This window comes from Thioclava sp. UBA3469, assembly GCF_002378135.1.
Lineage (GTDB): Bacteria > Pseudomonadota > Alphaproteobacteria > Rhodobacterales > Rhodobacteraceae > Thioclava > Thioclava sediminum.
This window is the reverse complement of sequence record NZ_DFRG01000270.1, coordinates 1-22,812: the sequence shown is the minus strand read 5'-3', so window position 1 is coordinate 22,812 and position 22,812 is coordinate 1. Positions and strand designations below refer to the sequence as shown.

The 22,812-nt window shown below is 64.6% G+C and carries 25 protein-coding genes; 14 read left to right on the top strand and 11 right to left on the bottom strand.

What is annotated here, in order from left to right; genetic code table 11:
• Positions 1 to 693 (bottom strand): 4-hydroxybenzoate octaprenyltransferase (locus B3D39_RS19675; RefSeq protein WP_286789998.1); only part of this gene is annotated, 693 nt, incomplete at its 3' end.
• A gap of 12 nt (positions 694 to 705) precedes the next feature.
• On the opposite strand from B3D39_RS19675, the gene B3D39_RS19670 reads away from it, so the two are divergent.
• From B3D39_RS19670 to B3D39_RS19660, 3 genes are read left to right on the top strand one after another with little or no spacing between them, the layout of a single operon-like run.
• Positions 706 to 1,431 (top strand): 16S rRNA (uracil(1498)-N(3))-methyltransferase, encoded by a 726-nt coding sequence (locus B3D39_RS19670; protein ID WP_274962416.1) that lies wholly within the window; start codon positions 706 to 708, stop codon positions 1,429 to 1,431.
• Entirely contained in the window at positions 1,428 to 1,982 is a 555-nt protein-coding gene (locus B3D39_RS19665; protein ID WP_274962415.1) for a hypothetical protein, read from the top strand. The genes B3D39_RS19670 and B3D39_RS19665 overlap by 4 nt, the downstream gene beginning before the upstream one ends.
• Before the next feature lie 51 nt (positions 1,983 to 2,033).
• Positions 2,034 to 3,404, top strand: coding sequence for a glutamate--cysteine ligase (locus tag B3D39_RS19660; protein ID WP_274962414.1), 1,371 nt, complete (start codon positions 2,034 to 2,036; stop codon positions 3,402 to 3,404).
• Positions 3,405 to 3,441: 37 nt separating this feature from the next.
• Here B3D39_RS19660 and B3D39_RS19655 read toward each other — a convergent pair whose 3' ends face one another.
• Entirely contained in the window at positions 3,442 to 4,137 is a 696-nt protein-coding gene (locus B3D39_RS19655; protein ID WP_274962413.1) for an NAD-dependent deacylase, read from the bottom strand.
• 28 nt (positions 4,138 to 4,165) lie between these two features.
• Between B3D39_RS19655 and B3D39_RS19650 the strand changes: the two genes are divergently transcribed.
• The gene (locus tag B3D39_RS19650) at positions 4,166 to 4,636 is read left to right on the top strand and encodes a low molecular weight protein-tyrosine-phosphatase (RefSeq protein ID WP_274962412.1); all 471 of its coding nucleotides are present in this window, start codon (positions 4,166 to 4,168) and stop codon (positions 4,634 to 4,636) included.
• A 23-nt stretch (positions 4,637 to 4,659) separates the two neighbouring features.
• Here B3D39_RS19650 and B3D39_RS19645 read toward each other — a convergent pair whose 3' ends face one another.
• Together B3D39_RS19645 and B3D39_RS19640 are read right to left on the bottom strand one after the other, a co-directional pair.
• Positions 4,660 to 4,968 (bottom strand): hypothetical protein, encoded by a 309-nt coding sequence (locus B3D39_RS19645; RefSeq protein WP_078522492.1) that lies wholly within the window; start codon positions 4,966 to 4,968, stop codon positions 4,660 to 4,662.
• 203 nt (positions 4,969 to 5,171) lie between these two features.
• On the bottom strand, positions 5,172 to 5,363 hold the full coding sequence (locus tag B3D39_RS19640) for a heavy-metal-associated domain-containing protein (protein WP_075773932.1): 192 nt from the start codon (positions 5,361 to 5,363) through the stop codon (positions 5,172 to 5,174).
• A gap of 119 nt (positions 5,364 to 5,482) precedes the next feature.
• On the opposite strand from B3D39_RS19640, the gene lepA reads away from it, so the two are divergent.
• A complete protein-coding gene (lepA, locus tag B3D39_RS19635; protein ID WP_078522493.1) occupies positions 5,483 to 7,282 on the top strand; it encodes a translation elongation factor 4 in 1,800 nt (599 codons plus the stop codon).
• Positions 7,283 to 7,421: 139 nt separating this feature from the next.
• On the top strand, positions 7,422 to 7,901 hold the full coding sequence (locus tag B3D39_RS19630) for a pyridoxamine 5'-phosphate oxidase family protein (protein ID WP_078604839.1): 480 nt from the start codon (positions 7,422 to 7,424) through the stop codon (positions 7,899 to 7,901).
• 91 nt (positions 7,902 to 7,992) lie between these two features.
• Here the strand turns inward: B3D39_RS19630 and B3D39_RS19625 are convergent, their stop codons facing one another.
• Complete coding sequence (locus tag B3D39_RS19625; RefSeq protein ID WP_108722389.1) at positions 7,993 to 8,130, bottom strand: entericidin A/B family lipoprotein; 138 nt, start codon at positions 8,128 to 8,130, stop codon at positions 7,993 to 7,995.
• Between the two features lie 115 nt (positions 8,131 to 8,245).
• On the opposite strand from B3D39_RS19625, the gene B3D39_RS19620 reads away from it, so the two are divergent.
• The 4 genes from B3D39_RS19620 (at position 8,246) to B3D39_RS19605 (ending at position 9,811) form a co-directional block, all read left to right on the top strand.
• Positions 8,246 to 8,458 (top strand): hypothetical protein, encoded by a 213-nt coding sequence (locus B3D39_RS19620; protein ID WP_078549035.1) that lies wholly within the window; start codon positions 8,246 to 8,248, stop codon positions 8,456 to 8,458.
• A gap of 129 nt (positions 8,459 to 8,587) precedes the next feature.
• Positions 8,588 to 8,905: a hypothetical protein gene (locus B3D39_RS19615; protein WP_274962411.1), complete on the top strand. Its 318-nt coding sequence runs from the start codon at positions 8,588 to 8,590 to the stop codon at positions 8,903 to 8,905.
• A 112-nt stretch (positions 8,906 to 9,017) separates the two neighbouring features.
• Complete coding sequence (locus tag B3D39_RS19610; RefSeq protein WP_078522498.1) at positions 9,018 to 9,200, top strand: hypothetical protein; 183 nt, start codon at positions 9,018 to 9,020, stop codon at positions 9,198 to 9,200.
• 119 nt (positions 9,201 to 9,319) lie between these two features.
• Positions 9,320 to 9,811 carry a cytochrome b gene (locus B3D39_RS19605; RefSeq protein ID WP_274962410.1) on the top strand — a complete coding sequence of 164 codons (492 nt, stop codon included), beginning with the start codon at positions 9,320 to 9,322 and terminating at the stop codon, positions 9,809 to 9,811.
• A 19-nt stretch (positions 9,812 to 9,830) separates the two neighbouring features.
• On the opposite strand, the gene B3D39_RS19600 is transcribed toward B3D39_RS19605, so the two are convergent.
• Positions 9,831 to 10,619: an alpha/beta fold hydrolase gene (locus B3D39_RS19600; protein WP_274962409.1), complete on the bottom strand. Its 789-nt coding sequence runs from the start codon at positions 10,617 to 10,619 to the stop codon at positions 9,831 to 9,833.
• A 143-nt stretch (positions 10,620 to 10,762) separates the two neighbouring features.
• Between B3D39_RS19600 and B3D39_RS19595 the strand changes: the two genes are divergently transcribed.
• On the top strand, positions 10,763 to 11,134 hold the full coding sequence (locus B3D39_RS19595) for a hypothetical protein (protein ID WP_078549026.1): 372 nt from the start codon (positions 10,763 to 10,765) through the stop codon (positions 11,132 to 11,134).
• 71 nt (positions 11,135 to 11,205) lie between these two features.
• Here the strand turns inward: B3D39_RS19595 and glyA are convergent, their stop codons facing one another.
• Positions 11,206 to 12,498, bottom strand: coding sequence for a serine hydroxymethyltransferase (gene glyA, locus B3D39_RS19590; RefSeq protein ID WP_098411994.1), 1,293 nt, complete (start codon positions 12,496 to 12,498; stop codon positions 11,206 to 11,208).
• Between the two features lie 157 nt (positions 12,499 to 12,655).
• Between glyA and B3D39_RS19585 the strand changes: the two genes are divergently transcribed.
• Positions 12,656 to 13,420 carry an NAD kinase gene (locus tag B3D39_RS19585; protein ID WP_274962408.1) on the top strand — a complete coding sequence of 255 codons (765 nt, stop codon included), beginning with the start codon at positions 12,656 to 12,658 and terminating at the stop codon, positions 13,418 to 13,420.
• Between the two features lie 3 nt (positions 13,421 to 13,423).
• Here B3D39_RS19585 and B3D39_RS19580 read toward each other — a convergent pair whose 3' ends face one another.
• From B3D39_RS19580 to B3D39_RS19565, 4 genes are all read right to left on the bottom strand, one after another.
• Entirely contained in the window at positions 13,424 to 14,884 is a 1,461-nt protein-coding gene (locus tag B3D39_RS19580; protein ID WP_274962407.1) for a sigma-54-dependent transcriptional regulator, read from the bottom strand.
• Positions 14,874 to 16,304, bottom strand: coding sequence for a hybrid sensor histidine kinase/response regulator (locus B3D39_RS19575; RefSeq protein ID WP_286789997.1), 1,431 nt, complete (start codon positions 16,302 to 16,304; stop codon positions 14,874 to 14,876). Before B3D39_RS19575 ends, B3D39_RS19580 begins: the two co-directional genes overlap by 11 nt.
• Before the next feature lie 285 nt (positions 16,305 to 16,589).
• Complete coding sequence (locus tag B3D39_RS19570) at positions 16,590 to 18,482, bottom strand: propionyl-CoA synthetase (protein WP_274962405.1); 1,893 nt, start codon at positions 18,480 to 18,482, stop codon at positions 16,590 to 16,592.
• A gap of 206 nt (positions 18,483 to 18,688) precedes the next feature.
• A complete protein-coding gene (locus tag B3D39_RS19565) occupies positions 18,689 to 20,965 on the bottom strand; it encodes an NADP-dependent malic enzyme (protein WP_274962404.1) in 2,277 nt (758 codons plus the stop codon).
• 242 nt (positions 20,966 to 21,207) lie between these two features.
• On the opposite strand from B3D39_RS19565, the gene B3D39_RS19560 reads away from it, so the two are divergent.
• Both B3D39_RS19560 and B3D39_RS19555 read left to right on the top strand, forming a co-directional pair.
• Positions 21,208 to 21,600, top strand: a complete 393-nt coding sequence (locus tag B3D39_RS19560; RefSeq protein WP_075773944.1) for a cytidine deaminase — start codon at positions 21,208 to 21,210, stop codon at positions 21,598 to 21,600.
• On the top strand, positions 21,600 to 22,812 hold a 1,213-nt coding region (locus B3D39_RS19555), incomplete at its 3' end, for a thymidine phosphorylase (RefSeq protein WP_286789996.1). The genes B3D39_RS19560 and B3D39_RS19555, both read left to right, overlap by 1 nt.

Genomic DNA, 22,812 nt, shown 5'->3' with positions numbered 1-22,812 from the left:
TTCCTTGTCCTGATGCGCATAGATCGTGTCGTAGAACAGCGTCCAGGCCATGCCCGCGAAATAGAGCACAACGGGCGGCCAACTCAGGCTGCCGGTATGCGCGACCCACAAAAGCAGCGCGCCCCAGTTGAACGCGATCCCGAGGAAGATCTGAGGCCACCAGGTGAAGCGCTTGGCGAAGGGATAGATCGCGACCGGACCGAGCGACACGATCCCGAGGATGATTGCGGGCGTGTTGAAGGTCAGCAGGATCGCGAAGGAGATCAGCGACTGGATCACCGCCCAGGCCAGCGCCTGTTTCGTCGAGACCTGCCCCGAGGGGATCGGCCGCGAGCGGGTGCGCGCCACGCCCGCGTCAATGTCTCGGTCAGTGATGTCGTTCCATGTGCAGCCCGCGCCGCGCATCAGAAAGGCCCCGATGGAAGCGCCGATGGCAAGCCACAGGTCCCACCAGATGAAGCCGCCCGTCGAGGATGCCGCCAGCGCGATCGACCAGTAGCAGGGCAGCAGCAGCAGCCATGTCCCGATCGGTCGGTCGGCGCGGCTCAAGCGCAGGTAGGGCCGCGTCCATGCCGGGGCCAGCCGGTCGACCCAGTTGCCGCGATAGGCATCCGCGACCGTGCCGTTCGCGTCGTTCGGGGTCTCGCCCGTGCTCGCGTTTGCCGCCTCTGGCGTTTCGGTTTTTCCGCTCATACAGTCCGCCTCATGGAACGTGCCAAGATCAGGCTCTGTGTAGAGCACCCGCTGGGCGCGGGGCAAGCCGTGCCTCTGACTCAGGACGAAGCGCATTACCTCTTTGCGGTGATGCGGCTGGCCGTGAACGCCCGTGTGGCGCTGTTCAACGGGCGCGATGGCGAGTGGACGGCGGAGGTCGTCGAGGCCCACAAGAAGCGCGGTATTCTGGCCTGCGTCGAGCAGGCCGCGCCTCAGCTCGCGCCGCCCGATCTCTGGCTGATCTTCGCGCCGATCAAGAAAGAGCGCACCGATTTCATCGTCGAGAAGGCGACCGAGCTGGGCTGCGCCAAGGTGTTGCCGGTGCAGACCGAGTTCACCAATTCCGCACGCATCCGGCAGGACCGTTTGCAGGCCCATGCCAAGGAAGCGGCGGAGCAATGTCTGGGCACCTATGTGCCCCCGGTCGAGGATTTGCAGGGGCTCAAGAAGCTGCTGGATGGCTGGGATCCGAGCCGTCGTATCCTCTGGGCGGATGAGGCTTTGGTTGGGCCCGCTGAGACGCTCGCAGGTCTCGAACCCGGCCCTTGGGCGATCCTGATCGGGCCCGAAGGCGGGTTCTCGGAGGCCGAGCGCGAGATGCTCCGCGCCCTCGATTTCGTGACCCCCGTCAGTCTCGGCCCGCGCATCCTGCGCGCCGATACGGCGGTCTGCGCGGCGATCACATTGTGGCAATCGGCGCTGGGAGACTGGCGGTGATCCGTCCCGAGGTCGCAGAAGGCTTCAAGCGCTGGAGCGAGGTGATCGCGGCGGGCGTCGTGGTGGCGTTCGGTGCGTGGTTGATCTGGCTCGGTGGATTGATCCTTATGCCGCTGGGACTGGTCGCGGTGGCGCTCGGGCTTGGCTGGGCGCTGATCGGCTGGCGTCGGTTACGCTTCGCGCGTGAAACAAATGCGCCGGGTCTGGTCGAGATCGACGAAGGCCGCATCTCCTATTTCGCAGCCAGCCGGGCGCGCGCCATTGCGGGGCCGGGCAGCAATGTCTCGGCGCTCGGGATGGGCGGCGAATTGCCCCTGCGCGAATTGGCGGAAATCCGTCTGCTGACGCTGCAGGGCCAGCAATATTGGCGGCTGCGCAGCCTCTCGGGCGAGGCGCTTCTGATCCCTCTCGATGCAGCGGGGGCGGATGGGCTCTACGATGCCTTCGCGAGCCTGCCGGGGATCGACATGGGGAAGATCTCTGCCGCGCTTGACCAAAAGTCTGCCGCACAGAGCCTCTGGACCCGCAAACAGGTTTCACGCTTGACTTGAGCCAACCCCCGCGCCACCTGTGGCGCTCCATAAAGCGACGCGAGAAAAGACATGTCCATTCCGCAGCAGGGCGGTGGCCCGATCGAGCGCTTCGAGCAACTGGCCGAATATCTGGCCGAAGGTGAGAAGCCGCGCGACGACTGGCGCATCGGCACCGAGCATGAAAAATTCGGCTATTGCGCGGACAAGCAATTGCCGCTGCCCTATGACGGCCCGCGGTCGATCAAGGCGATGCTGGAAGGTCTGCGCGACCGCTTCGGCTGGAAGCCGGTGGAAGAGCAGGGCAGGATCATCGGGCTGGAACTGAACGGCGCGAATGTCAGCCTCGAGCCGGGCGGTCAGCTGGAGCTGTCGGGCGCGCCGCTCGAGACGATCCACCAGACCTGCGACGAGGTGAACGAGCATCTGCGCGAAGTGCAGTCGGTCGCCGACGATATCGGTGTGAAGTTCATCGGTCTGGGCGCGGCCCCGATCTGGACGCAGGAACAGATGCACATGATGCCCAAGGGGCGCTATCGGCTGATGACCGATTACATGGGCCGCGTGGGCGAGCTGGGCACGCAGATGATGTATCGCACCTGCACCGTGCAGGTGAATCTCGACTTCGGTTCGGAAGCCGACATGGTGCAGAAGATGCGCGTGGCGCTGGCGCTGCAGCCGGTTGCGACCGCTCTCTTCGCCAATTCGCCCTTCCTCGATGGCAAGCCCAACGGCATGAAATCGTGGCGCAGCCATATCTGGCAGAACCTCGACGATGCGCGCACGGGCATGCTGCCCTTCATGTTCGAAGAGGGTGCGGGCTACGAGGCTTACGTGAACTACGTCCTCGATGTGCCGATGTATTTCGTCTATCGCGACGGCAAATATATCGACGCGCTGGGCCAGTCCTTCCGCGACTTCCTGAAGGGCGAGCTGCCCGCGCTACCCGGCGAGAAGCCGACGCTGAGCGACTGGGCCGATCACCTGACCACCGTCTTCCCCGAAGCGCGCGCGAAGAAATTCATCGAGATGCGCGGTGCCGATGGCGGGCCGTGGCGGCGTCTGTGTGCGCTGCCCGCGCTCTGGGTCGGTCTGCTTTACGACCAGACAGCGCTGGATGCGGCATGGGATCTGGTGAAAGGCTTCGATCACGAGACCCGCGAAGGTCTGCGCCGCGCGGCGGCGGTCGATGCGCTGCAGGGCGAGTTCAATGGTGTGAAGCTGCATGACCTCGCACGCGAGACGGTGGCGATCGCGAAATCCGGTCTGGCGGCGCGGGCGAAGCCCGGCGCGGGCGGGATGATCCCCGACGAGACCCATTTCCTCAATGCGCTGGAAGAGAGCGTCGAGACAGGCCGGGTGCCTGCCGACGAGCTTCTCGAGAAGTATCACGGCGAGTGGAATGGCGATCTGAGCAAGATCTACGCCGAATACAGCTACTGAGCAGAGGGCAGGGCGGTCTGCCGCCCCGCCGTTCCTCTCACCGCGACCCCAGCCGCTCGCGCACCCATTGAGGGACCAGCACGCTCGCCGGGCCCTGGCGCGATGTGTCGAACATCTCGCTGCCTGCCGAGCGGTCGAGGTTCAGTTCCAGCGTCTCCACCCCGCACATCGCGGCGTCCTGCACGAAGCCTGCCGCGGGATACACATTGCCGCTCGTGCCGATCGAGACGAACAGGTCTGCGGCCTCCAGCTCGCGGATGATCCGATCCATCTGATATGGCATCTCGTTGAACCAGACGATGTCGGGCCGCGTGGCCTTGCGCCCGCAGCCGGGGCAGGTGTCTTGCGGCTGCATCGCCTCGGGCGCGGGCCAGCGATGGTCGCAGGCGTGGCACAGCGCGCCGAAGAGCGAGCCATGCATGTGGATCACGTTCTGAGAGCCGGCGCGCTCGTGCAGGTCATCGACATTCTGCGTCACCACCAGAACCTCGTGGCCCGGATCGGCCTCCAGCTCGGCCAGCGCGAGATGGGCGGGGTTCGGCTGGGCCGCGCGCGCTGCTGCCCGGCGCGCATTGTAGAAACGGTGCACCAGCGCGGGGTCGCGCGCGAAGCCCTCCGGCGTCGCTACGTCCATGATGCGGTGTTCCTCCCAGAGGCCGTCACTTGCCCGAAACGTGCGGATGCCGCTTTCGGCAGAAATTCCCGCGCCCGTCAGAATCACGACCTTGGCCATCGCTGCGCCCTCCGTTATCACTTCCCCTATGCGTATCCTCTTTCTCTGCCTTGGCAACATCTGCCGCTCGCCCGCCGCCGAAGCGGTGACCCGTCACAAGGCCGCCGTGGCCGGGCTCGATATCGAGTTCGACAGTGCAGGCACCGGCACCTGGCATCTCGGAGAGCCGCCCTACGATCCTATGATCGCGGCGGCGGAAGCGCGCGGCTACGACATGCGCAGCCTGCGCGCACGGCAGATCCAGCCCGCCGACTACGACGGGTTCGATGTGATCCTCGCGATGGATGAGAATAACCTGCGCGATGCGCTTGACGGGGCGCCGCGCGAGATGCGCGCTCAGGTGCAGATGTTCATCGACGGGCCGGAGGGGCCGCGCGATGTGCCCGATCCCTATTTCACTCGCAATTTCGATGGAGCCCTCGATCTGATCGAGGCGGGCGCGGATCAACTGATTGCCGACCTGCTGGCCGATGAGGAAGAAAAGCGGCGCGGGCAGTAGACCGCGCGCCGCCGATCAAGCGCTTACTTGCAGAAGCCTTCCGCCGTCGCGGCGAAATTCTTGTAGCGGTCCCAGAAGTCCGAATCCGACTGGCGGTCGGACATGCGCACTTCCTGCGCGCGGTCGGGATCGTGGAAGAAGCTGGCGGCGCGGCGCTGGTCGCGATGGCTCAACGTCATGTCCGCGACTTGCTGGATGCAGCCGCAGGTGCCGGGATTGCTGGCGCGGCCCGCTTTCTGACACGCGTTGTCGATCGGCCCGGCCGAAGCCATCGAAGCAAGCGCCATGGCGCCCGAGAATGCACAGAGTCCGAGTGTGGTCTTGAAAATCATCTACTGCCCCTTTGTCGTTGCGGCCGGCATGTGTTTGCCGATCCTGCCTGCTCATTTGTCCGCGATTCTAACTCAAATTCAAAAAGCGGGCAACAAAACAGGCAGGATTCCGCCGGTTCGGGGCAGGGGAGGGAACCCGTTTTCTAGTCGTCGCGTTGCGCGTGCACGGGCCCACTACATCTGGATGGCGTTCGCCCTCCAGATCACTCTTCGACCGGGGTGGCCTCGTAGCCTGCGCCTTTCAGAGCGCTGATCACGGTGGATTCGGGCAGCCCTTCCACCTCGACCTCGCGATCTTCCAGATAGACATCGGCCTTGCCGCCGACCTCTTCGATCGCAGCCTCGACCGAGGCTTTGCAGTGCCCGCAGGTCATGTTCGGAACGGAATAGATCATCTTGCGTCTCCCGTGTTTCGTGTCTCAGGGATATGTCGGACGCGACCGGGCCGAGGTCAATGGCAGATGGCGTTCAATCCCTCTTCCCGGCCCGCTTTTTCCCCTGTATACGCGCGCCCATGACTGATCTTGATCGCATCCGCAATTTCTCCATCGTGGCGCATATCGACCACGGTAAATCCACGCTCGCCGACCGGCTGATCCAGCTGACCGGTACCGTGGCCGAACGCGATATGAAGGACCAACTCCTCGACGCGATGGATATCGAGCGAGAGCGCGGCATCACGATCAAGGCCAACTCGGTGCGGATCGACTATCCCGCCAAGGACGGCAAAACCTATGTGCTGAACCTGATCGACACCCCCGGCCACGTCGACTTCGCCTATGAAGTCTCGCGCTCGATGCAGGCGGTCGAGGGCTCGCTGCTGGTCGTCGATGCCTCGCAGGGCGTCGAGGCGCAGACGCTGGCCAACGTCTATCAGGCGATCGACGCGGATCACGAGATCGTTCCGGTCCTGAACAAGATCGACCTGCCCGCGGCAGAGCCCGAGCGCGTGAAAGAGCAGATCGAGGACGTGATCGGGATCGACGCCTCGGATGCCGTCGAGATTTCCGCGAAGACTGGTCTGGGCATCCCGGACGTTCTGGAAGCCATCGTGCAGCGTCTGCCAGCGCCGCAGGGCGACCGTGACGCGCCGCTGAAAGCGATGCTGGTGGATTCGTGGTATGACCCCTATCTGGGCGTCGTCGTTCTGATCCGTGTCATGGATGGCGTGATCAAGAAGGGCGACCAGATCAAGATGATGAAGACGGGGGCGACCTACAAGCTCGACCGTCTCGCCGTTCTGAAGCCCGCGATGGTCAATATCGACGAACTGGGCCCCGGCGAAATCGGCGTCTTCACCGCTTCGATCAAACAGGTGCGCGACACCAAGGTCGGCGACACGATCACCCACGAGAAGAAGCCCTGCGCCAAGGCGCTGCCGGGCTTCAAACCCTCGATCCCGGTCGTGTTCTGCGGCCTCTTCCCGGTCGATGCGAACGATTTCGAAGCGCTGCGCGACGCGATCGAGAAACTGCAGCTGAACGATGCGAGCTTCTCGGCCGAGATGGAAACCTCGGCAGCGCTCGGCTTCGGCTTCCGCTGCGGCTTCCTCGGCCTGTTGCACCTCGAAGTGGTGCGCGACCGTCTGGAGCGGGAATACGATCTCGATCTGATCACCACCGCGCCCTCGGTCGTGTTCAAGATCCACATGAAGGACGGGGAAGTGATCGAGCTTCACAACCCCGCCGACATGCCCGACCTGACCTATGTCGACCATATTGAGGAGCCGCGCATCAAGGCGACGATCCTCGTGCCGGACGAATATCTGGGCGATGTGCTCAAGCTCTGTCAGGACCGCCGCGGCATCCAGCAGGACCTGACCTATGTCGGTGGCCGCGCGATGGTGGTCTATGACCTGCCGCTCGCCGAGGTCGTGTTCGACTTCTACGACCGCCTGAAATCGGTCACCAAGGGCTATGCCAGCTTCGACTACCAGATCACCGAATATCGCGAGGACTACCTCGTGAAGATGTCGATTCTCGTCAATGACGAGCCGGTCGACGCGCTCTCGATCATGGTTCACCGCGACCGCGCCGAGGCCCGCGGCCGCGCGATGTGCGAGAAGCTGAAAGACCTGATCCCGCGCCACATGTTCAAGATCCCGATCCAAGCCGCCATCGGTGGCCGCGTGATCGCGCGCGAGACGCTGTCGGCGATGCGCAAGGACGTGACCGCGAAATGCTACGGCGGCGACGCGAGCCGGAAGAAGAAACTGCTGGAGAAGCAGAAGGCCGGTAAGAAGAAGATGCGCCAGTTCGGGAAGGTCGAAATCCCGCAGAGCGCGTTCATTGCGGCGCTGAAGATGGATGAGTGATCTTCCGCGAAATTGACGAATAAGGCCCGGCGATTGCGCCGGGCCTTTTCATTTCGGGCGGGTCAGTCACGTCCTTTCTGAGGAACATGCGACGCCACCCTCACGTTCTCCTTCCAGACCTATTTCAGGAGGAAACGACATGACCGACCAAGCCAAGATCGAGAAAGATTTCTGGGACGCGCTCGACTCGGATCGCACCGTGATGCTGGCGCGCGCGGGCGTCGAGACGGCAGCGCCGCGCCCGATGACGGCGATCGTCGAGGAGAAGCCCGGCCCTGTGTGGTTCTTCACCGCGCGCGACACGGAATTGATGGACGGGTTGGCCCCCGGTGCGGGGGCGATGTTCACCTTCTCGGACAAGGGCCACAAGGTCTTCGCGACCGTCACGGGGCGTCTGACCGAACATACCGACCCCGAGACCGTGGAGCGGCTTTGGAACCCCTTCATCGGCGCCTGGTATGAGGGCAAGGATGACCCCAAGCTGGTGCTGCTGCGCTTCGATCCGGATCAGGCCGAGATCTGGGACAGCGGCAATGCGCTGGTCGCGGGCGCGAAGATCCTGCTCTCGTCGGACCCGGGCGAGTCGATGAAAGACCGCGTCGCTCATGTGAATTACTGAGCCGGGCGCGTCCCTGACGTCAGAGGCAAGAAAAAGGCCCCGGAAATCTCCGGGGCCTTCGATTTTTTCGTTTGGCTGTCAGGCTTGGAATTTAGCGCGCCTGACGCGCCTCGCCCGCGATCGTGTTGCCTGCAACGGACAGGTCCTGACCTGCGCCTTGCACGGTGTTGCAAGCCGCGAGGCCCAGAAGGATTACGGTCATTGCCGCCATTTGAACCGATTTCGTCATCTCTTACGCTCTCCTATTAAGCCATCACCGGCCAACGTACGAAAAAATTTACGGTTCCGTGGAACTGGAGGCAAGGAGCGGCGTTTTGCCCTCGAACACATAAGGGAGAGCCCGAATGAAGAAGCCTCTGCGCCTTTTCCTCGCCGCCCTCTCGGCCCTCGTCGTGACCGGGGTCGTGGTGATCGCAGCTCTGACTTTCGGCTTTGTCGGATGGCAGGAATTCGCGTTCGCCGTGATCGTCGGGATTGTCTTAGGAATTCCCGCAGGTCTCTGGACCGAGCGGCGCATAAAAAGGAATGACCCGTTCTGGCCGCCCCGCCAGGCATGATCCCTGTCAGAACGGTCTTGCGGCCCCTGCTTTGTCCCTCGCGGGGGCCGCACACTCCGCCCGAGCTGGTTAACTTCTTGTTAATTAAGCTCTGAAAGGCTCCGGGTTGTCCCTCCCCGGAGCCTTTCAATGTCTAAAGCCCCGTTTTTCTTTATTCTTGGCCTTCTCGCGGGCTGCGCGTCTCCGGCGCCGCAGTTTCTCGGCGCGTCGCGGCATGACCTCACGCTCGACGGCATCGACTTCGTCGTCTTCCTCAAGGGAGACCGGGCGGAGGTGGTGCGCATGGGCTATCTGCGCCGGGCAGAGCGGGGGCGCGTGCCGCCCCTGATGATCCGCGCGGCAGAGCAGGTGTCGGGCTGCAAGGTGGCGGGACCGGCGGGCGGGCTCTACCGATCGCCCTCGCTGCCCGGCGATACGGGCGAGGCGCGCTTCCAGCTCGATTGCTGATGCGACGCCCTGCCGCAGCGGCGACCGCGCGGACTTGATGCGGATCAAGGTCACATCCGCGTGATCGGAGTCAGTCTGACGACCGAAATGCGCCGCTCAATGGAGATCAGACATGCGCCTCTTCGGTATCATCTACGCCCTCGTCGGACCGACCCTCGCGGGTATCCTCATCACTGCCGCGCTGACGATGAACATGTTCACGACCAACGCGATGATCGTCTCCGCGGTAATCGGGTTCCTCGTCGCCGTGCCCGTTGCGTGGTATATCGCCAAAATGATCCGCGAAAACGCCTGACGGCGCGGCGCGGCACAGGCGTCGGGAAAATCCCAACTTCGTGAAGGGCGGAACCTCTGCGCCTTCGCCGCGCTAGTCCGGCGAGGCGCGGCGGCGTTTCGTCAATTCAAAGAGGTAATATGTCCTACGCTCCCGGCTATTCGAAAACCCAGATTTGGCTCCACTGGGCCGTCGTCCTGCTGCTCATCGTCCAGTATCTGTTCAATGACGCGATGGGCCATACCTTCCACGATCTGATGGAGAGCGGATCGGCTGACGCCGGTGTCCTGACCTATGGCCACATCGTCTTGGGGATCGCGGTGCTCGTGCTTGCGATCTGGCGCCTGATACTGCGCGCGAGCCACGGCGCGCCCGAGCCGCCGGAGAACGATCCCGCCATTTTCCGGCGCGGCGCGGCCGCGGTGCACTGGCTGCTCTACGTGACGCTGTTCGCGATCCCGATTGCGGGGCTAGTGGCCTATTACGGGCAGCTGGAATGGGCGGCCGAGACTCACTCGGTCCTGACCACGGTGTTGCTGTGGCTTGCCGGGCTGCATGTGGCGGCCGCGCTCTATCACCAATACGTCAAGCGCGATCACCTGATCCGGCGGATGATGAAGCCGGGCGCGTGAGCGCAGCGGCGCGGTTTCCTCAGCTCGTGGAGTCGAGGAAACGCGCCACGTCGGCTTCGAACTCGCGGGGCTTCTCGGCATGCAGCCAGTGCCCCGCATTGTCGATTTCCTCGAAACGCGCCTGTGGGAAGAAACCGCGGATACGGTCGTGCATTTCGGGCTGCACGTAATGCGAGTCCGCGCCCGACAGGAAGAGAGTGGGGCCGTCGTACTGCTTGCCCTCCAGCGCCTCGGGCCAGCCGAGGATGCCGTCCATATTCGCCTTCAGCGCGGCTAGGTTGAACTTCCAGCGCGGCGGGCCGTCGCGCAGCACCAGCGATTGCAGCAGGAAGGCGCGGGTGCCCGGATCGAAGACCTGCTCGCCCAGTCGCTCGTCCGCGGCGGAGCGCGAGGTGAGATCGGCGATATCCATCCCCTGCATCGCCTCGATCAGCGCGCTATGGTTGTCGCCGTGATCGTAGTTTTCGGGCGCGATATCCGCGACGATGAGATGCGCGACGAGTTGCGGGCGCGTCAGGGCGAGCGTCATCGCCGCCTTGCCGCCCATCGAATGGCCCAGCACATCCGCGACCCCGCCATTCGCCTCGATCACCTCGGCGATGTCGTCGGCCATCGCCTGATAGCTGTGATCGTCGTCCCAGAAACTGTCGCCGTGATTGCGCATATCGAGCGCGATGACGGGGCGGTCCGCGCTCAGCCGCTTGGCGATCGCGTTCCAGTTCCGGGCCGATCCGAAAAGACCGGGGGCGATGATCAGCGGTCGCGCGCCGGGATTGCTGTCGGAGGTGTAGGGGGTCGTGTTCAACATGGCGCCTAAGCTAGATCGCCTCCCGGGGCGCTTCCAGAGCGGATGCGAAAAAATCTGCGTCCATGCGCGCAGTTGCGCTGATCTCGCGCGGCGGGTAGCGTCCGGTGCGGAATTGCTGAACGCTGCGTAAGGGAGAGGGCCGGATGGGGCCGGAGAAGATCAATCAAATGGTGGGGCAGGTCTCGCGGCTTCTGGCGCAGCGGCTGGGGGCGAAGGGGGCGACGCTCGAGGCGCGGGTCGCCTCGCGGGCCCGGGCGTTGCCGCGCAAGGTGCGCAAGGCGGCGCTGGTGCTGGTCGATGCCGAGCGCAAAGCGCACGCGCCCAAGATCGCCCGGCAACTGGATGCCCGAAGGGTGGAGGGCGCTTTCGCGACCTGTCGCGACTATCTCGAGCCGCTGGGTGCGGCGGAGCGGCTGCGCGCAGCGGCGCTTGGCCTCGCCAGTTCGATCGCCGTGATCGTGGTGATCGTGGGCGGCACCTTGCTAGCTGCGATGGTCTGGACTGGAGCGATCTGATCGCTCCACACCCCCAGACATGAAAAAGGCCCCCGGATCGCGGGGGCCTTCGTCTTGATCTCGGAGTGGGATCAGAGTTCGGGGTAGATCGGGAAGCCGCTCAGCAGCGTCGCAACCTTGGCTTTCACGGCCTCTTCGACCTCGCCATTGCCCTCTTCGCCATTCGCGGCGAGCCCGTCGACCACTTCGACGATCAGTCGCGCGATCTCGCGGAACTCTTCCTCGCCGAAGCCGCGGGTGGTGCCCGCCGGGGTGCCCAGACGGATGCCCGAGGTGACCATCGGCTTTTCCGGGTCGAACGGGATGCCGTTCTTGTTGCAGGTGATATGCGCGCGGCCCAGAGCCTTCTCGGTCGCGTTGCCCTTCACGCCTTTCGGGCGCAGGTCGACCAGCATCACGTGGGTGTCGGTGCCGCCGGTGACGATATCGAGGCCACCCTTCATCAGCTCGTCGGCCAGCGCCTGAGCATTCTTCACGACCTGCTCGGCATAGCCCTTGAACTCGGGGCGCAGCGCCTCGCCGAAGGCCACGGCCTTGCCGGCGATGACATGCATCAGCGGACCGCCCTGGATGCCCGGGAAGATCGCCGAGTTCACCTTCTTCGCAATCTCCTCGTTGTTGGTGAGGATCATGCCGCCACGCGGACCGCGCAGGGTCTTGTGCGTCGTGGTGGTCGCGACATCCGCATAGGGGAAGGGCGACGGGTGCTGACCACCGGCCACGAGGCCGGCGAAGTGCGCCATGTCGACCATCAGGTACGCGCCGATCTCATCCGCGATCTCGCGGAACTTGGCGAAATCGATCTGACGCGGAATGGCCGAGCCGCCCGCAATGATCAGCTTCGGCTTGTGTGCGAGCGCCAGTTCGCGGACCTGATCGTAGTCCAGCAGGCTGTCTTGCTTGCGCACGCCGTATTGCACTGCGTTGAACCACTTGCCCGACTGGTTCGGCTTGGCGCCGTGGGTCAGGTGGCCGCCCGCATCGAGGCTCATGCCGAGGATGGTGTCGCCCGGCTTCACGAGCGCGGTGAACACGCCCTGGTTCGCCTGGCTGCCCGAGTTCGGCTGCACGTTGGCGAATTCGCAACCGAACAGCTCCTTGGCGCGATCGATCGCGAGGTTCTCCGCGACGTCGACATATTGGCAGCCGCCATAGTAGCGTTTGCCCGGGTACCCTTCGGCGTATTTGTTCGTCAGCACCGAACCCTGCGCCTCCATCACCGCCTTCGAGACGATGTTTTCCGAGGCGATCAGTTCGATCTCGTCGCGCTGGCGACCGAGTTCATCGGTGATCGACTTGAAGAGTTCGGGGTCACGGCTGGAGAGGCTTTCGGTGAAGAAGCCCGCATCGCGTTGGTCTTTCATGGCCATTCCTCGCAAAGATCCGGTCGCCGACCGTTTAGCGCAGATTTCACAGGGCTGAAAGCAGACAAACGACCAAATCGGTCATTTCCGCGCCGGATTGACGCTTGTCTTTCGTCCAAGCCCTTGCAACACCTTGGACAAGCAGGAGGACCGCGCGGTGGCGAACCAGTATACCCATATCCATTTCGCGGCCTCCCACGCCGAGACGGCGCAGGCGGCGCAGGCCGATCTGGTCGCGCGCTACGGGCAGGTGCCGCGCTACGCGGCCGATGTGATCGTGGCGCTTGGCGGTGACGGGTTCATGCTGCAATGCCTGCACGAGGGCACCGGGCTGCCGGTTTACGGGATGAACCGCGGCTCGGTCGGCTTCCTGATGAACGACTATGTTGCTGATGATCTGCCCGCGCGGCTCGAGGCGGCGGAGCAGGCGGTGATCAATCCGCTGTCGATGAAGGCCGAGACGCAGGACGGGTTGCTGCATGAGGCGCTCGCCATCAACGAGGTCTCGCTGCTGCGCGCGGGCCCGCAGGCGGCGAAGCTGAAGATCTCGATCAACGACAAAGTGCGGATGGAGGAGCTGGTCTGCGACGGCGCGATCGTCTCCACCCCCGCCGGATCGACCGCCTATAACTTCTCCGCGCACGGGCCGATCCTGCCGATCGGCTCGGACGTGCTGGCGCTGACCGGGATCGCGAGCTTCCGGCCGCGGCGGTGGCAGGGCGCGATCCTGCCATCCTCCGCGCTGGTGCGCTTCGACATTCTCGAACCCGACAAGCGCCCGGTCATGGCCGATGCGGACAGCCGCTCGGTCAAGCCGGTCAAATGGGTCGAGGTGCGCTCCGAGCCGGAGATCGAGCACCGCATCCTCTTCGACCCCGGTCACGGGCTCGAAGAGCGGTTGATGCGCGAACAGTTCGCCTGAGGCTCAGCCCTTTGACAGCCACGCGTCGCGCTTGCGATAGATCGTAGAGGGCGCGACCCCCAGTTCCAGCGCAGCGCGCGGGATCGATCCGTCATGCCGGGTGATCGCAGCCTCTATCGCGGCGCGCTCGATCTCGGCCAGCGTGCGGTCCGCGAAAGGATCGGCCGCCGGGACGGTGGTGGGCGCGGCACGGCTCGTCGTCGGATCGAATTCCGGCAGCATATGAGCGCGCAGCACCGGCCCGTCATGCATCACGATCGCCGCGCGGATGACGTTCATCAGTTGGCGGACGTTGCCGGGCCAGGGACGGTCCTCCAGGCGGGTGATGGCCTCAGGTTCGATCTCGCTGAAGTCGCGCTGCTCCTCGGAGGCGAACCGCTCCAGCGCCATCCGCGCCAGAGGGCCGATATCCTCGCGGTGCATCCGCAGCGGCGGCATCTCGATCGTGAGCACCATCAGCCGGTAATAGAGGTCCTCACGGAGCACAGCGTTTTGCAGCATGACGGTAGGCGAGCTCTTGGCTGCGCAGACGATCCGCACATTGACGTCGACCGGCTGGCTGGCGCCGAGCGGTTGGACTTGGCCGCTCTGTAGGAACCGCAGCAGCTTGATCTGCGCGGTGGGGGCAAGTTCGCAGATATTGTCGAGCAGAAGCGTGCCACCATCGGCGGCGAGAAGCGCGCCGTCCTTGTCCTCCAAAGCGCCCGGGAAGGCCCCGCGGTTATGGCCGAAGAGTTCGCTGTCGACGCGTTCGGCGGCCAGTGCGCCGCAATCGAGCGCAATGAAGGGACCATCGGCGCGGGGGCTCGTGGCGTGAACCGCCTGGGCGCAAAGCTCCTTCCCGGTACCGCTTTCGCCCCAGATATAGACCGGCGCGGTCGAGCGGGCGGCAGCGCGGGTCCGGGCGTAGAGTGCCCGCATCTGCGGCGCGTTGCCGACGAAATCCCCGACCGTCTCCTCGCTCGCGCTCGCGTCGTCGAAGTCCGAACGCAGCGACAGGCTGCGCGCGCTCTCAATGGCGCTTCTGAGGCGAGGTTCGTCGATCGGTTTGACGAGGAAGTCGATCGCGCCCTCCTGCATCGCCCGCACCGCGCGGTCGATCGAGCGGTCGGCAGTGACCGCGATGATCGCCGCATAGGGGCGCAGGGCCAGCATTTCGGCGATCAGCGTGTCGCCGTCGCGATCGGGCAGCATCAGGTCCAGCAGGACCATGCGGATCGGGTTGTCGCGGAAGATGCGCATCCCTTCCTCGGCGCTTGCCGCGAGATGGGTGATGAAGCCGGCGTTGCGCAGATAGGCGTCATAGATCGCCCGGAGCGATCCCACATCTTCGATCAATAGAAAATGTTCGGTCTCGGTGTCGACGCTGTTCCGCCCGTTTCGACTGAGGCCGTGTTGCGGACTATCCGTCTTGGAGCTGGTATCCCTGTCCGGGGTGGTCGTCTCGGAGTCACTAGTTCTCATGCTGTAAATCAGTCTTCGCGTTCAAATTATTACGGGTGGTGGCTATCAGCCGGTCGATGAAAATGAGGGCGACCCGGCCAAGATCTTGAATATCTTCATAAGTCCCATGTCGGGTTGCACTGTCAAGCGCGCGTGCATGCCGCGAGAGGGGGTGGTCACCCGCCACTCCGGCCACCGCACTGAGCTTATGGCTCAGCAATTGCAGGGCGCAGAGGTCGAAAGGTGGCAGTGCGAGCGACAGCCCGTGACGTACCGTCTCGAGATCGGCGATCAGTTCCTGTCCAAGCCCCGCTGGCAATGCCTTCTCGGCCAGACGTAGATGGGCGAGCAAACCGCGCGGCGGCGTAGTTACGCGTGGCACGGTCGTCATGCAACCAGCCTCTTCCAAGGCGCGCAGGATCGGCTGCAGGCCCAGCACCGGCTTGATCAGGCAGGCATCGGCCGCGCCTTTCTCCACGTCGCGATAGCCGCTGCACTGGATGATCGGCAGGTCCGCCCAAGGCAGACCGGAGCGGCGAATGCTGGCGATCACCTCGGGGCCGCGGCAGCCGGGCATCTCGACATCCAGCACCGCGAGATCGAAGCGTTCGGCCCGCAGTTGCGCGGCCGCACTGTCGCCACGACGCAGCCCGGTCACCTGCGCGCCCATCGCGCTCAGGAATTGTTCGAGCACGGCGCGGCTCATCTCGCTGTCATCGGCGACGAGCACGTTCCACCCGCTCAGATCGGGCAGGGGGGCATCGCGCATCGTGGAGCCGATATCGACGGGACGGGCCGGGAGCGACACGCGGATTTCGGCCCCGCCTTGCGGCGCGTTGGCGAGGTCGATCTTGCCGCCGGCCTCTGCCACCAGCGCGTGACAGATCGCGAGGCCCAGACCTTGCCCCTCGGGGTTGCGGAACGTGGCGGGCTCGCTGCGCTGCCCTGCGCAGGCTGGCGCGCGCAGACGTTCCTCTGGGAAGCCATCGCCTTCGTCGCGCACGGTCAGCAGCAGCCCCTCGGTCGGGTCGAAGTCGAGCGACAGGTGGATCGTGCCGCGCTGGGCATAGCACAGCGCGTTGCGCATCAGATTGGCGAAGATGCGGTTGAGCGGCACGCGATCGATCGCCAGAACCGGCGGCAGATCGGGGGCCATGTGGATCGCGAGCGACATGCCCCGAACATGGGCCGCGCTTGTCCAGCGGCGGCGCACCCGTTCAAGCGCATCGGCAATGACCAAATGCGGGGGAGCGGGGCTTGCCTCGGACGCGTCGGAAAGCTCGCTTGCCGCTTCATGGCTCGGCACGGCGGGCGCAGTTTCCTTCGCCCCGTCCAGATCGAGAAGCTGTGCCAGATCGCTCGCCGCTTCGCGCGCGCGCTCCAATTGTCCATGCGTGCTTTGACCGCCCGGATCGGCGAGCGCCGCATCCAGACCGCACATCACATCTGCAAGCGCGGCGCGCAGATCGTGCTGCCATAAAGGACCGAGATCGCATCGCAACGATGCGAATGGCTCCTGCGCAGCGGGATCGGGCAACTTTCGGTTCGTCAAAATAACCCCTCGATGGATGGTTCCGGGGTACGGTTCTCAAATTAACCTTCGATAACATAAACAATAGCATAAAGCCGCACCCATTGTGGATGCGGCTTCTTAACTCTCGCGTAAACTTTTGATGTGGTGCCTATCTGCGTCGCTCAAAATGAGTGCGCTTATGATAAGCTCGGCTTATTTTTTCGGATAGCCAAGCCCTTTCAGCGCCTCGGTGATCTCGTCGAGGATTGCGGGGTCGTCGATCGTCGCGGGCATTTTCCAGTCCTGCCCATCCGCGATCTTCACCATCGTGGCCCGCAGGATCTTGCCCGAGCGGGTCTTCGGCAGACGGTCCACCACGGTGGCGAGCTTGAAGGCCGCGACCGGGCCGATCTGTTCGCGCACGCGGCTCACGCATTCCTTGACGACCTCTTCATGCGGGCGGTTGCAGCCCGAGCTGAGGCACAGGAAGCCCATCGGCGTCTGCCCCTTCAGGTCGTCGGCCACGCCGATCACGGCGCATTCGGCAACGTCGGGATGTCCGGCGAGGACCTCTTCCATCGCGCCGGTCGAGAGACGGTGGCCCGCGACGTTGATGACGTCATCGGTGCGCGCCATGATGTAGAGATAGCCGTCCTCGTCGACATAGCCCGCGTCGCCCGTCTCGTAATAGCCGGGGAATTGCTCGAGGTAGCTTTTCTTGAAGCGCGCCTCGGCGTTCCACAGCGTCGGCAGCGTGCCCGGAGGCAGCGGCAGCTTGATCGCGATGGCGCCAAGCTGGCCCGTCTCGACCGGGTGGCCGCCCTCGTCGAGCACCTGAATGTCGTAGCCCGGCATCGGCACCGAGGGGCTGCCTACCTTGGTCGGTAGCTCTTCGATCCCGATCGGGTTCGCGGCGATGGCCCAGCCGGTCTCGGTCTGCCACCAGTGATCGACCACCGGCACGCCGAGATGTTTCTGCGCCCATTCGACGGTCGCGGGATCGGCCCGCTCGCCTGCAAGGAACAGCGCCTGCAGATCGTGAAGCGCGTAGCGTTTGATCCACTCGCCGTTCGGATCCTCGCGCTTGATCGCGCGCAGCGCCGTGGGGGCGGTGAAGAAGCTCTTGATGCGGTTGTTCTGGATGATCCGCCAGAACACGCCCGGATGCGGGGTGCCGATCGGCTTGCCCTCGAACACCACCGTGGTCGCGCCCGCGATCAGCGGGCCGTAGCAGATGTAGGAGTGGCCCACGACCCAGCCGACATCGGACGCCGCCCAGAAACGGTCGCCCGCCTCGATGTTGTAGATGTTCTTCATCGACCATTGCAGCGCGACGAGATGGCCGCCGGTATGGCGCACAACGCCCTTGGGCTGGCCGGTCGTGCCGGAGGTGTAGAGGATGTAGACCGGGTGGTTGCCCTCGACCGGCACGCAGTCCGCGGGCTTCACGCCATATTGGAAGCCGTGCCACGAGAAGTCGCGCCCCTCGATCAGCTTCGCCACTTCCTGTTCGCGCTGGAAGATGACGCAGAATTCCGGCTTGTGCTCGGCCTGTTCGATCGCCTCGTCCAGAAGCGGTTTGTAATGCACGGTGCGCCCGGGCTCGAGGCCGCAGCTGGCCGCGATGATCGCCTTGGGGGTGCAGTCGTCGATCCGCACCGCGAGCTCGTGCGCCGCGAAGCCGCCGAACACGACCGAATGGACCGCGCCGATCCGGGCGCAGGCGAGCATCGCTTCCAGCGCCTCGGGGATCATCGGCATGTAGATGATGACGCGGTCGCCCTTTTCGACGCCGCGCATCTTCAGCGCACCGGCGAGCGAGGCCACACGGGTCTGCAATTCCTTGTAGGTGATGCCCTTGGTCGAGTGGGTGATCGGGCTTTCATGCATGATCGCGATCTGATCGCCGCGCCCTTGTTCGACATGGCGGTCGACCGCGTTCCAGCAGGTGTTGACCATCCCGTCCGAGAACCATTCGTAGAGCGGGGCGTTTCCGTCAAACAGGGCCTTCGAGGGCTTCTCGTCCCAGTCGATCTTCTCGGCGGCGTCCATCCAGAATTTCTCGGGATCGGCCTGCCAGGCGGAATAGACCTCTTTGTAGCCCATGCGAACATCTCCTCCTCAGGAATTTGGAGATGTGTTACGAAGCGCAACGCGTTGGCGCAAGAATGTTACCGCGCACAATAGGGTGCAACGCCAAAAAATTTGCAGAAAGCGCGACAAATCGCCCGCAAATTTTTGCAAACTGCGGGCGAGTATTCAGCTTCTTTGCAGCCCGGGAGGGGTTTGCAAATTTCGCAGGTTGGCGCGACTCAGCTGTAGTGTGCGACCGGCGTGCCCGCGATGGCTGACATGTTCAGCAACCCGCGCGAAGTGATCGAGGGCGTCACGATATGCGCCTTGTTGCCCATCCCCATCAGGATCGGCCCGACTTCGAGGCCGCCGGCTTTCATCTTGAGGATGTTGCGCACGCCCGAGGCCGCGTCGGTATTGGCGAAGACCAGCACGTTCGCCGCCCCCTCGAAGCGCGAATTCGGCATCAGCCGGGCGCGGGTCTCGGGATCGAGGGCCGCATCGACATGCATCTCGCCCTCGAAGTCGAAATTGACCTCACGCCGGATCAGCAGGTTCATCGCGGCGCGCATCCGCTCGCCCGAGTCGCTGTCGAGATTGCCGAACTGGCTGTGCGAGCACAGCGCGATCTTCGGCTTCAGGCCGAAGCGCGAGACGTGGCGCGCGGCGCCGCAGACCGTCTCCATGATCTGCTCGGGCGTGGGCGCGTGATGGACATGGGTGTCGGCCACGAAAAGCGGGCCGTCCTCGAGGATCATCAGGCTCAGTGCGCCTTGGGCATGCAGCCCGTCGCGGGCGAGGATTTCGCGCACGTATTTCAGGTGCCAGAGATATTGCCCGAACGTGCCGCAGATCATCGAATCCGCTTCCTCGCGATGGACCATGACCCCGGCGATGGCGGTGGAGTTGGTGCGCATGATCGCGCGCGCCAGATCGGGGGTGACGCCGCGCCGGGCCATCAACTCGTGATAGGTGCCCCAGTAGTCGCGATAGCGCGGGTCGTTTTCCGGGTTCACGATCTCGACTGCGCCCAGATCGAGCGGCAGGCCCGCCCGTTCGCAGCGCATCTCGATCACGTCGGGACGACCGATCAGGATCGGCGTGTCGGTGGTCTCTTCGATCATCGCGTTGGCGGCGCGCAGCACGCGCTCATCCTCGCCCTCGGCGAAGACGATACGACGTCTTGCGGTCGCGGCGGCATCGAAGACCGGGCGCATCAGCAGCGCGGATTTGAACACCGAGCCGTCGAGCTGAACCTTGTAGGCATCCAGATTTTCCAGCGGGCGGGCCGCCACGCCAGTCTCCATCGCGGCTTTCGCCACGGCAGAGGCGACGATGCCGATCAGCCGCGGATCGAAGGGTTTCGGGATCAGGTAATCCGCGCCGAAGGTGAGCTTTTCGCCGCGATAGGCGGCAGCGGCCTCGGCGGAGGTCGTTTGCCGTGCGAGCTTCGCGATCCCCTCGACACAGGCGATCTGCATCTCGTCGTTGATCGTGGTCGCACCCACGTCCAGTGCGCCCCGGAAGATGAAGGGGAAGCACAGCACGTTGTTGACCTGGTTCGGGAAATCGCTGCGCCCGGTCGCGATGATCGCATCGGGCGCGACCTCGCGGGCCACGTCGGGCAGGATTTCCGGGTTCGGGTTCGCCAGCGCGAAGATGATCGGCTGCTTGGCCATCTTCTGCACCATCTCGGGCTTCAGCACGCCGGGGCCGGAGAGGCCGAGGAACATATCCGCGCCCTCGATCACCTCGTCGAGCGTCCGCAGATCGCTGTCCTGCGCATAGTCCGCCTTTTGCGGCGTCATGTCAGCTTCGCGGCCCTCGTAGACCAGCCCCTCGATATCGCAGAGCCAGACATTCTCGCGCTTCACGCCCAGCTTCAGCAGCATGTTGAGGCAGGCGATGCCCGCCGCGCCGCCGCCGGTCGAGACGATCTTGATGTCTTCGAAGTTCTTCTTCGCGATGCGCAGCGCGTTGGTCGCAGCCGCGCCCACCACGATCGCAGTGCCGTGCTGGTCGTCGTGGAAGACCGGGATATTCATCTTCTCGCGGCAGATTTTCTCCACGATGAAGCAGTCGGGGGCCTTGATGTCTTCGAGGTTGATCGCGCCGAAGGAGGGCTCGAGCGCGCAGACGATCTCGGCCAGTTTCTCGGGGTCGTTCTCGGCGACTTCGATATCGAAACAGTCGATATCGGCGAATTTCTTGAACAGGACCGCCTTGCCTTCCATCACCGGCTTCGCGGCGAGCGGGCCGATATTGCCCAGGCCCAGCACGGCCGAGCCATTGGTGACGACGGCGACCAGATTGCCCCGCGCGGTGTAGTCGCGTGCGGTGTCGGGGTCTTCCTTGATGGCAAGGCTCGCTTCCGCCACGCCGGGCGAATAGGCGCGGGCCAGATCGCGCCCGTTGGCGAGCGGCTTCGTCGCGCGAATTTCCAGTTTTCCGGGTTTCGGCTTGGCGTGATAGTCCAGTGCCGACTGACGCAGGTTGTCCTGACGCAGCTCTTCCATGAGATCCTCCCGAAACTGGTTTAGCGCTAAACTAATTTTTCGCGCGCGACTCTCCCGTCGTTCTAGATAGCACGAAGGGGGTGATTGCAACCCCTCCGAATTACGTTGCGGCATGAACTCCACGCGAGGCGGCGGGGTGGCGCGAGGTGAGCGCTTGCATCCGACGCAGGCGCGGCGCAGGATCGGGAGAACTCAACCGGCTGGACAAATTTTACGCTCCGGCCATGGCCCGGAGACCGCCGATGTCGTTGCTCGATTCTGCCCGTCAGGTGCGTGAAAACGCCTATGCGCCCTATTCGAAATTCAAGGTCGGTGCGGCGGTGCGCGGGGCGTCCGGCACCATCTATAGCGGCGTGAATGTCGAAAACGTGGCCTATCCCGAAGGCACCTGTGCCGAGGCTGGCGCGATCGCCGCGATGGTGGCGGCAGGCGAGACCGAGATCACCGAGGTCGCCGTGATCGCCGACAGCCCGACACCCGTGCCGCCCTGTGGCGGCTGCCGTCAGAAGCTGGCGGAATTCGCGCGCCACGACACGCCGGTGACACTGGCCACGACCGAGGGCGAGCGGCTCGACACGACGGTGGGCGATCTGCTGCCCGGTCGCTTCGACATGAGCCATATGGAAAACACCTGATGGACGCCCGCAGCATTATCCAATCGGTGCGCGACGGCAAAAGCCTGAGCGCAGATCAAGCCCAATGGTTCGCGCGCGGTCTGGCCGATGGCTCGGTCTCGGACGCGCAGGCGGGGGCCTTCGCGATGGCCGTTCTGCTTAAAGGCATCGGCACCGAGGGGCGCGTCGCGCTGACGCAAGCGATGCGCGATTCCGGCGAGGTTCTGCGCTGGGACATGCCCGGCCCGGTGATCGACAAACATTCGACCGGCGGGGTGGGGGATTCCGTCTCGCTGCTGCTTGCGCCCGCGCTGGCAGCCTGTGGCTGCTACGTTCCGATGATCTCGGGGCGGGGTCTGGGCCATACCGGCGGCACGCTCGACAAGATGGAAGCGATCCCCGGCTATGATGCCACCCCCGGCATCGGCGCTTTGCGCAAGGTGGTGGGCGAGGTCGGCTGCGCCATCGTCGGTGCGACGGGCGAGATTGCCCCCGCCGACAAGCGGCTCTACGGGATTCGCGACATCTCCGGCACGGTTGAGAGCATCGATCTGATCACCGCGTCTATCCTGTCGAAGAAGCTCGCCGCCGGGCTGGAAGGGCTGATCCTCGACGTGAAGGTCGGCTCGGGCGCGTTCATGGCGCGGCCCGAGGATGCGAAGGCGCTCGCGCAGAGCCTTGTCGCCACCGCGAACGGTGCGGGCTGCAAGACCTCGGCGCTGATCACCGACATGGACCAGCCGCTGGGCCATTCGGCGGGCAATGCGTTGGAAGTGATCGAAGTGATGGAGACGCTGACCGGCACTGGCGTGAACGAGGCACTGTGGGACGTGACCGCGGCGCTGGGCGGCGAGGCGCTGGTGCTCGCGGGGTTGGCCAAGGACGCGGTCGAGGGCACGGCACGGATCGACGAGGTGCTCAGCAACGGGCGCGCGGTCGAGGTGTTCGGCAAGATGATCGCAGCTTTGGGCGGCCCGAGCGATTTCGTCGAACGCTTCCCCGACCGTCTGCCGTCGGCCCCGGTGATCCGGGCGGTGGAGGCCCCGCGTGCGGGCTTCGTCAGCCGCATCGACACCCGCGCGGTGGGCGAGGCGGTGGTGCATCTGGGCGGCGGGCGTCTGGTCGGCACCGACAAGATCAACCCCTCGGTCGGTCTGTGGGAGATCGTGGCGCTGGGCGAGGACATGGCGGCCGGCGAGCCGCTGGTGACGATCCATGCGGCGAATGACCGCG

Bases quoted from the DNA above. Each gene is read 5' to 3' on its own strand.
- B3D39_RS19670 (WP_274962416.1), top strand. From the start codon at position 706: ATGGAACGTGCCAAGATCAGGCTCTGTGTAGAGCACCCGCTGGGCGCG.
- B3D39_RS19660 (WP_274962414.1), top strand. From the start codon at position 2,034: ATGTCCATTCCGCAGCAGGGCGGTGGCCCGATCGAGCGCTTCGAGCAA.
- B3D39_RS19655 (WP_274962413.1), bottom strand. From the start codon at position 4,137: ATGGCCAAGGTCGTGATTCTGACGGGCGCGGGAATTTCTGCCGAAAGC.
- B3D39_RS19650 (WP_274962412.1), top strand. From the start codon at position 4,166: ATGCGTATCCTCTTTCTCTGCCTTGGCAACATCTGCCGCTCGCCCGCC.
- B3D39_RS19645 (WP_078522492.1), bottom strand. From the start codon at position 4,968: ATGATTTTCAAGACCACACTCGGACTCTGTGCATTCTCGGGCGCCATG.
- B3D39_RS19640 (WP_075773932.1), bottom strand. From the start codon at position 5,363: ATGATCTATTCCGTTCCGAACATGACCTGCGGGCACTGCAAAGCCTCG.
- lepA (WP_078522493.1), top strand. From the start codon at position 5,483: ATGACTGATCTTGATCGCATCCGCAATTTCTCCATCGTGGCGCATATC.
- B3D39_RS19630 (WP_078604839.1), top strand. From the start codon at position 7,422: ATGACCGACCAAGCCAAGATCGAGAAAGATTTCTGGGACGCGCTCGAC.
- B3D39_RS19625 (WP_108722389.1), bottom strand. From the start codon at position 8,130: ATGACGAAATCGGTTCAAATGGCGGCAATGACCGTAATCCTTCTGGGC.
- B3D39_RS19620 (WP_078549035.1), top strand. From the start codon at position 8,246: ATGAAGAAGCCTCTGCGCCTTTTCCTCGCCGCCCTCTCGGCCCTCGTC.
- B3D39_RS19615 (WP_274962411.1), top strand. From the start codon at position 8,588: ATGTCTAAAGCCCCGTTTTTCTTTATTCTTGGCCTTCTCGCGGGCTGC.
- B3D39_RS19610 (WP_078522498.1), top strand. From the start codon at position 9,018: ATGCGCCTCTTCGGTATCATCTACGCCCTCGTCGGACCGACCCTCGCG.
- B3D39_RS19605 (WP_274962410.1), top strand. From the start codon at position 9,320: ATGTCCTACGCTCCCGGCTATTCGAAAACCCAGATTTGGCTCCACTGG.
- B3D39_RS19600 (WP_274962409.1), bottom strand. From the start codon at position 10,619: ATGTTGAACACGACCCCCTACACCTCCGACAGCAATCCCGGCGCGCGA.
- B3D39_RS19595 (WP_078549026.1), top strand. From the start codon at position 10,763: ATGGGGCCGGAGAAGATCAATCAAATGGTGGGGCAGGTCTCGCGGCTT.
- glyA (WP_098411994.1), bottom strand. From the start codon at position 12,498: ATGAAAGACCAACGCGATGCGGGCTTCTTCACCGAAAGCCTCTCCAGC.
- B3D39_RS19580 (WP_274962407.1), bottom strand. From the start codon at position 14,884: ATGAGAACTAGTGACTCCGAGACGACCACCCCGGACAGGGATACCAGC.
- B3D39_RS19575 (WP_286789997.1), bottom strand. From the start codon at position 16,304: ATGTGCGGTCTGGATGCGGCGCTCGCCGATCCGGGCGGTCAAAGCACG.
- B3D39_RS19570 (WP_274962405.1), bottom strand. From the start codon at position 18,482: ATGGGCTACAAAGAGGTCTATTCCGCCTGGCAGGCCGATCCCGAGAAA.
- B3D39_RS19565 (WP_274962404.1), bottom strand. From the start codon at position 20,965: ATGGAAGAGCTGCGTCAGGACAACCTGCGTCAGTCGGCACTGGACTAT.
- B3D39_RS19560 (WP_075773944.1), top strand. From the start codon at position 21,208: ATGTCGTTGCTCGATTCTGCCCGTCAGGTGCGTGAAAACGCCTATGCG.